Below are 7,391 nucleotides of genomic sequence, written 5' to 3' on the forward strand. Positions count from 1 at the left end.
CGCCGCTGGGTCTGTTCGATCCGGTGGAGGACGGCCCGCTGATGCAAAGCGAGTACGGCATTCCCAGCCGCAACCTGAACCGGGTCATGAGCCCCTGGGCCGTGAAGCGCCTGGACGAATACGGCGGCGACATCCGGCGTTTCCGCGTCGTCAAGCGCTACCCCAACATCCTCAAACAGATCGCCATCGCCAAGACCGAGCCCGGCGATGAAAACAACCAGGACATTTCCAGCCTGGTCGGCAAGGTCGATATCCGCAAGCTCGAAACCTTTGCCCAGGACGACCCCGACGCCTACAGCTATTCGGGCGGCCTGTGCCTGGCCAACCAAGGCCTGCTGGAATTCGTCGAGATGTTCAAGGCGCCCATCAAGGTATTGCACCCACTGCTCACGGCCACGCAAGAAGCCAACTTCAAAGGCACGGAAGGTTTTGGTGCGATTCCGTTTGACGGCGTGGTGCTGGCCCACAGCAACGAGAGCGAATGGAAGACCTTCCGCAACAACAAGAACAACGAGGCCTTTCTCGACCGCATCTACATCGTCAAGGTGCCGTATTGCCTGCGCGTGAGCGACGAGATCAAGATCTACGAGAAGCTGCTGCGCGATTCGTCGCTGGCCCATGCCACCTGCGCGCCCGGAACGCTCAAGATGATGAGCCAGTTCGCCATCCTCACCCGCCTGAAAGAGCCGGAAAATTCCACGCTGTTCAGCAAGATGCAGGTGTACGACGGCGTCAACCTGAAAGACACCGACCCGCGCGCCAAGAGCTACCAGGAGTACCGCGACTACGCGGGCGTGGACGAAGGCATGAGCGGCGTCTCCACGCGTTTCGCTTACAAGATCCTGTCCAAGGTGTTCAACTTCGATCCCGCCGAGGTCGCGGCCAATCCGGTGCACCTGATGTATGTGCTGGAGCAGCAAATCGAACGCGAGCAGTTCCCCGGGGAACTGGAGCAGAAGTACATCGGCTTCATCAAAGAGCACCTCTCGCCACGCTACGCCGAGTTCATTGGCAAAGAAATCCAGACCGCTTACCTGGAGAGCTACAGCGAATACGGGCAAAACATTTTTGACCGTTACGTGACCTACGCCGACTACTGGATTCAAGACCAGGAGTACCGCGACACCGACACCGGCGAGGTGTTCGACCGCTCGTCCCTCAACGGCGAGCTGGAGAAAATCGAGAAACCCGCCGGCATTGCCAACCCCAAGGATTTCCGCAACGAGATCGTCAACTTCGTGCTGCGCGCGCGCGCCAACAACGCCGGCAACAACCCGCTGTGGACCAGCTACGAAAAGCTGCGCTCGGTGATCGAGAAGAAGATGTTCTCCAACACCGAAGAACTGCTGCCGGTGATCAGCTTCAACGCCAAGGGCAGCGCCGACGAGGCCAAAAAACACGAGGATTTTGTCGACCGCATGGTGGCCAAGGGCTATACCTCCAAACAGGTGCGCTTGTTGTGCGAGTGGTACCTGCGCGTCAGGAAGTCCAGTTGACACGCTGGTTCCGAGCCTGCGCTTCGGCGCGGGTTTCGGCTCCAGCCCACCGGGAGTGTGGCCATGCTTCAACAGATCATTGATCGAAGGTTGGCGGGCAAGAACAAGTCCATTGGCAACCGCGAACGTTTTTTGCGGCGCTACAAAGAGAAGATCCGCGAAGCGGTGGAGCGCGCGGTCGATGGCCGGGGCATCCGCGACCTGCAACGCGGCGAAGAAATCCGCATCCCAAAGAAGGACCTGTCCGAGCCCACCTTCCGCCACGGCCAGGGCGGTGTGCGCGACGTGGTGCACACCGGCAACCGCGATCACATCACCGGCGACCACATCAAACGCCCGCCGGGGGGACAAGGGCGTGGCGCCGGACAGGGACAGGCCAGTGATTCGGGTGAGGGCGAGGACGACTTCGTATTTGCCTTGTCCAAAGAAGAATTCATGCAGGTCTTTTTTGAAGACCTGGCCCTGCCCCACATGGCCCGCACCCAGTTGGCCGAGGTGCCCGAATACAAGAGCCACCGCGCCGGCTACACCACCGACGGCACGCCCAACAACCTCGACATCGTGCGCTCCATGCGCGGCGCCTATGGCCGGCGCCTGGCCTTGGGCGGCGACGCGCGGCGCGAGTTGCAGGAACTGGAAGACCGCCTGACCGAACTGCGGCGCCACCACGCCGACGACCCGGTGGCCCAACAAGAAATCAAGGACTGTGAAGCGCGCATCGCCGAGCTGCACGCACGCCTGGAGCGCCTGCCCTTCCTGGACCCGATGGATCTCAAGTTCCGCAGCCGTGTGCGGGTGCCCGTGCCCAGTTCGCGCGCCGTCATGTTCTGCCTGATGGACGTGTCGGGCTCCATGGACGAACAGCGCAAAGACCTCTCCAAGCGCTTCTTCATCCTGCTCTACCTGTTCCTGACCCAGCACTACGAGAAGATCGATCTGGTGTTCATACGCCACCACACCCAGGCGCAGGAGGTGAGCGAAGAAGACTTTTTCCATGCCCGGGAAACCGGTGGCACCGTGGTGTCGAGCGCGCTGGAACTGATGGACCAGATCATCCGCGCGCGCTACAACCCCACAGAATGGAACATCTACGGCGCGCAAGCCAGCGACGGCGACAACTGGGACAGCGACTCCACGCGCTGCAACGATGTGCTGACCGAGCGCCTGCTGCCGGTGTGCCGTTACTACGCCTACATCCAGGTGGTGGACGAAGACAAGAGCCTGTGGGAGTCGTACAGCCAGGTGGCGGCGCAACACCGGCATTTTTCCATGCGCAGGGTCAGCGAGGCCGCCGACATTTACCCCGTTTTTCGCGACCTGTTCAAGAAAGAAGGGGTGCCGGCATGAACACCGAACGGCCCACCGACCAGCCCGCCGCACACGCCACCGGCAGCGCTGCAGCGGCGGCGCGCACGGGGCCTTTTGTGACGCCCTTGGTGGCGCCATTGGCCGCCCCCCTGCCACCGCTGGAGCGCCCGGCGTCGCCCTTGCCCAACCCCAGCGACTGGTCGATCGAACTCATCGAGCGCTACCACGCGGTGATCGCCCAGACCGCCCAGCGCTTCGGGCTCGACATCTACCCGAACCAGTTGGAGATCATCACCGCCGAGCAGATGATGGACGCCTACGCCAGCGTGGGCATGCCGGTGAACTACCGCCACTGGAGCTTTGGCAAGGAATTTCTCGCCACCGAGAAAAACTACAAGCGCGGCCACATGGGGCTGGCCTACGAGATCGTCATCAACTCCAGCCCGTGCATCAGCTACCTGATGGAAGAAAACACCATGGCCATGCAAGCCCTGGTGATCGCGCACGCGGCCTACGGCCACAACAGTTTTTTCAAGGGCAATTACCTGTTTCGCATGTGGACCGACGCGGCCTCCATCATCGATTACCTGGTCTACGCCCGCAATTTCATCAGCGAATGCGAAGAGCGCTACGGCATAGAAACCGTGGAGCTGTTCCTCGACTCCTGCCACGCCCTGCAGAACCACGGGGTGGACCGCTACCGCCGCCCGAGCAAGCGCTCCCTGGCCGACGAGTTGGCGCGTCTGCGCGAGCGCGAGGCCCATGCGCAGCGCCAAGTCAACGACCTGTGGCGCACCCTGCCCAAGGTCAAGGAGTCGGTGGAGTCGGCGGCCGAAGACAAGCGCTTCCCGGCCGACCCGGAAGAGAACCTCCTCTACTTCATTGAAAAAAACGCGCCGCTGCTGGCGCCCTGGCAGCGCGAGGTGGTGCGCATCGTGCGCAAGATCGCGCAGTACTTTTATCCACAGCGCCAGACCCAGGTGATGAACGAGGGCTGGGCCACGTTCTGGCACCACAAACTGCTCAACGAGATGTACGACAACGGTTTTCTGGCCGATGGCGCGATGATCGAGTGGCTCAAGTCGCACACCAACGTGGTCTACCAGCCCAAGGTCGGCGACCGCAACTACAGCGGCATCAACCCCTATGCGCTGGGCTTTGCCATGTACACCGACATCCAGCGCATTTGCGAACACCCGACCGAAGAAGACCGCCGCTGGTTCCCCGATCTGGCCGGCACACCCTGGCTGCCCGCGCTGGACCACGCCATGCGCAACTTCAAGGACGAGAGCTTCATCGGCCAATACCTCAGCCCCAAGCTGATGCGTGACTTCCGGCTCTTCGCCATCACCGACGACGAGCAGGAGCCCGACTACGTGGTCAGCGCCATCCACGACGACGAAGGCTACCGGCGCCTGCGCGAAACCCTGTCGCACCAGTACGACCTGGGCTCGCGCGAGCCCAACATCCAGGTCTGGAACGTGCACATGCGGGGCGACCGCTCGCTCACCCTGCGCCACACGCAACACAACGACCGACCGCTGGAAGACAGCGTTGAAGAAGTGCTCAAGCACGTGACGCGGCTCTGGGGCTTCAACGTGACCCTGGAGAGCGTGAACCAGAACGGCGACACCACCAAGCGCTGGACCGCGCTGGCGCCCCCGCTGCAAGACTGAAGCGGCCCGAGCTGCCTCAGACCCAGCGCAACAACCAGCCCGCCACCAGCGGCAGCGCCACCGCGCTGAACAGCGCCGAGAGCCCCATGGCGAGCCCGGCGAAAGCACCGGCTTCTTCGTTGACCTGAAAGGCGCGCGCCGTGCCGATGCCGTGGGCCGCAGTGCCCAGCGCGAAACCGCGCACCGTGGGGTCCTGGATGCGCAAGGCGTCAAACAAAGGGCGCGCGCTGGCGGCGCCCAGAATGCCGGTGCACACCACCAGCACGGCGGTGAGCGATGGCAAGCCGCCGATCTTCTCGGCAATGCCCATGGCCACCGGCGCGGTCACCGATTTGGGCGCGAGCGAGGCCAGCGTCACCTTGGACGCACCCAAGGCCCAACCCACGGCCACCGCCGTGACCGTGGCGGCCAACGTGCCCACCACCAGGGCACCGAGCATGGGCAACCACAGACGCTGGATGCGCGCGAGCTGCTCCATCAACGGCACGGCCAGCGCCACCGTGGCGGGGCCGAGCAGAAAGTGCACAAACTGCGCGCCTTCGAAATAGGTGGCGTAAGGCGTGCCGGTGGCCCAGAGCAGCGTGCCCAGGGTGATGACGGACAGACCCACCGGGTTGGCCAACGAATGAAAACCGCTTCGCCGGTACAGCAGAAAAGCCGCGTGGTAGACCAGCAAGGTGGTGGTCAGACCCAGCAGCGGCGTGGTGGAGAGATAAACCCACACATCGGCCAAACGCCCGACGGCCACGGTGGACAGCGGCAAGCCTTCGTTCATGGCTGTGCGTCACCGTCTTTGGGTGCGGTGCGCTTCATCAGCCAGGCCATGGTGAGCGCCGCGCTGGCCAGACCCACCCAAGTGCTGATGACCAGCGCCACACCAATGGCCAGCGCCTCGTCGCCCAGGCGCTGCAAATGCAGCATCACCCCCACACCGGCCGGCACAAACAGCAGGGAAAAATGCTGCAGCAGCGTCTGCGAGGTGGGTTTGATGGCGGTGACGAGAGACGGCCGCAACACCAAGGCCAGCATCAACAAAGCCATGCCCACCACCGGCCCCGGAATCGGCAAGCCCAGCGTGCGCACCAGCGCTTCACCCACGAGCTGGCAGAGCAACAGGGAAGCCAGGGCAGGGATCATGCTAGAGCTTCGTCCAGCAACTCCACCCAATGGCGCACGGGGGTTTGGGTGCCGCTTTGCAGGTGCGTGATGCAACCGATGTTGGCGCTGGTGATCACCGTTGGCTGCAGTTCGTTCAGATGGCCGAGCTTGCGGTCGCGCAGCTGGTACGACAACTCGGGGTTGAGCACCGAATACGTCCCCGCCGAGCCGCAGCAGAGGTGGGCTTCGTTCTTCGCCACCAGCACGGTGAAGCCCAGCGCGCCCAGGTGTTGCTCCACACCGCCTTTGAGTTGCTGGCCATGTTGCAGCGTGCACGGCGGGTGAAAGCCCACCACCTTGTTGGCGTCGGGCGCTTTCGCCAGCAGGGGCTTGAGCGCCGGCACCAGATCGGGCAAGAGTTCACTCAGGTCTTTGGTGAGGGCGCTGACGCGTGTGGCCTTGGCCGCGTAGGCCGGGTCGTCTTGCAGGATGTGGCCGTACTCTTTCACCGTCACGCCGCAGCCCGAGGCGTTCATGACGATGGCCTCGACACCCTGTTCGATGTGCGGCCACCAGGCGTCGATGTTGGCGCGCATCTCTGCCTTGCCGCCGTCCTGGTCGTTCAGGTGGAACTTCACCGCGCCGCAGCAGCCCGCCTTGGGTGCCACCACGGTCTGTATGCCGGCGGCGTCGAGCACGCGCGCGGTGGCGCTGTTGATGTTGGGCATCATGGACGGCTGCACACAACCCGCGAGCATCAACACCCGGCGCGCATGCGTGCGCGTGGGCCAGGCACCGGCATCCTGCTTGGGTGGCACCTTGTTTTTCAGCGCCGCAGGCATCAGCGGGCGCACCAGCTGGCCGAGCTTCATGGCCGGGCCGAACAGCGGCGAAGGCAGGCCCTCTTTCAGCAGCCAGCGCAACGCGCGCTCACCCGCCGGGCGTGGCACCTTGGCATCCACCAGCTTGCGGCCAATGTCCACCAGGTGCCCGTAGTCCACGCCGCTGGGGCAGGTGGATTCGCAGTTGCGGCAGGTGAGGCAGCGGTCCAGGTGCAGTTGCGTTTTGCGCGTCGGCTCAGCGCCTTCGAGCACCTGCTTCATCAGATAGATGCGGCCCCGCGGGCCGTCCAGCTCGTCGCCCAGCAACTGGTAGGTCGGGCAGGTGGCGGTGCAAAAACCGCAGTGCACACACTTGCGCAAAATCGCCTCGGCGGCCTGGCCGTCGGCGGTGTTCTGGTATTCGGGGGCGAGTTGGGTCTGCATGTTTTTTTATTTCATCTTGAACAGGTTGCGCAGACCCAGGCCCGCGAGGAACAAGGCCAGCACCGACACCAGCTTGTGCAGCAACACGGTGAGTACGGTCCACACGCCCAGGCCGTTCGGAAACAGGGTGTGTGTGGCGGGATCGGCCAGCTTTTCAAAACCGGGCAAGGCGTGCGCAAAACCGAACTGCAGCAGCGGCCCGGTCATGCGGCAGGCGTCGGCTCCGAACGGCGAGCACAAGCGCAAATCGGCCTGCACGCCGTAGACCACCACCGCCAGCAACAAGGCGAGCACAAACAGCCACATAGGCCGTGCGATGCTGAAACCGAAATGGGACAGGCCCGCATACAGCAGGTAGAGAAAACGCGGCGGCAACATCTCCACCTGTTGCACCTGCGCCCGGCGGCGCTGCTGCCACCAAGTGGTCAACCAGGCCCTCAGCGGCAGGGCCATGAGCGCTTCTTCCGCCATTTCCAGGCGAAAGAAGCGCTGCTCTTCGCGGGTGGCTTGCTGCTGCGCAAAGGCAAGCTTCAGCGTTCGGTAGGCAC

General features: G+C 63.6%; 7 protein-coding genes. 3 read left to right on the plus strand and 4 right to left on the minus strand.

Going from position 1 to position 7,391, the window contains the following annotated elements; translation table 11 throughout:
• The 3 genes from ABYB95_RS13065 to ABYB95_RS13075 form a co-directional block, all read left to right on the plus strand.
• On the plus strand, positions 1 to 1,496 hold a 1,496-nt coding region (locus ABYB95_RS13065), incomplete at its 5' end, for a PrkA family serine protein kinase (protein ID WP_372658997.1).
• 63 nt (positions 1,497 to 1,559) lie between these two features.
• Positions 1,560 to 2,843, plus strand: coding sequence for a YeaH/YhbH family protein (locus tag ABYB95_RS13070; RefSeq protein ID WP_372658998.1), 1,284 nt, complete (start codon positions 1,560 to 1,562; stop codon positions 2,841 to 2,843).
• On the plus strand, positions 2,840 to 4,480 hold the full coding sequence (locus tag ABYB95_RS13075) for a SpoVR family protein (RefSeq protein ID WP_372658999.1): 1,641 nt from the start codon (positions 2,840 to 2,842) through the stop codon (positions 4,478 to 4,480). Before ABYB95_RS13070 ends, ABYB95_RS13075 begins: the two co-directional genes overlap by 4 nt.
• 16 nt (positions 4,481 to 4,496) lie before the next feature.
• Here the strand turns inward: ABYB95_RS13075 and ABYB95_RS13080 are convergent, their stop codons facing one another.
• The 4 genes from ABYB95_RS13080 to ABYB95_RS13095 all read right to left on the minus strand — a co-directional run.
• Positions 4,497 to 5,255, minus strand: coding sequence for an LrgB family protein (locus ABYB95_RS13080; protein ID WP_372659000.1), 759 nt, complete (start codon positions 5,253 to 5,255; stop codon positions 4,497 to 4,499).
• A complete protein-coding gene (locus tag ABYB95_RS13085; RefSeq protein WP_372659001.1) occupies positions 5,252 to 5,617 on the minus strand; it encodes a CidA/LrgA family protein in 366 nt (121 codons plus the stop codon). Before ABYB95_RS13085 ends, ABYB95_RS13080 begins: the two co-directional genes overlap by 4 nt.
• Complete coding sequence (gene glcF, locus ABYB95_RS13090; RefSeq protein ID WP_372659002.1) at positions 5,614 to 6,843, minus strand: glycolate oxidase subunit GlcF; 1,230 nt, start codon at positions 6,841 to 6,843, stop codon at positions 5,614 to 5,616. The genes ABYB95_RS13085 and glcF overlap by 4 nt, the downstream gene beginning before the upstream one ends.
• 6 nt (positions 6,844 to 6,849) lie before the next feature.
• Positions 6,850 to 7,391: hypothetical protein (locus tag ABYB95_RS13095; RefSeq protein WP_372659003.1), on the minus strand; the 542-nt coding region annotated here is incomplete at its 5' end.

The organism is Hydrogenophaga sp., assembly GCF_041633695.1.
GTDB lineage: Bacteria > Pseudomonadota > Gammaproteobacteria > Burkholderiales > Burkholderiaceae_C > Hydrogenophaga.

Excerpts from the sequence above, each read along its gene's own strand:
- ABYB95_RS13070 (WP_372658998.1), top strand. The coding sequence starts at position 1,560 with ATGCTTCAACAGATCATTGATCGAAGGTTGGCGGGCAAGAACAAGTCC.
- ABYB95_RS13085 (WP_372659001.1), bottom strand. The coding sequence starts at position 5,617 with ATGATCCCTGCCCTGGCTTCCCTGTTGCTCTGCCAGCTCGTGGGTGAA.
- ABYB95_RS13080 (WP_372659000.1), bottom strand. The coding sequence starts at position 5,255 with ATGAACGAAGGCTTGCCGCTGTCCACCGTGGCCGTCGGGCGTTTGGCC.
- glcF (WP_372659002.1), bottom strand. The coding sequence starts at position 6,843 with ATGCAGACCCAACTCGCCCCCGAATACCAGAACACCGCCGACGGCCAG.
- ABYB95_RS13075 (WP_372658999.1), top strand. The coding sequence starts at position 2,840 with ATGAACACCGAACGGCCCACCGACCAGCCCGCCGCACACGCCACCGGC.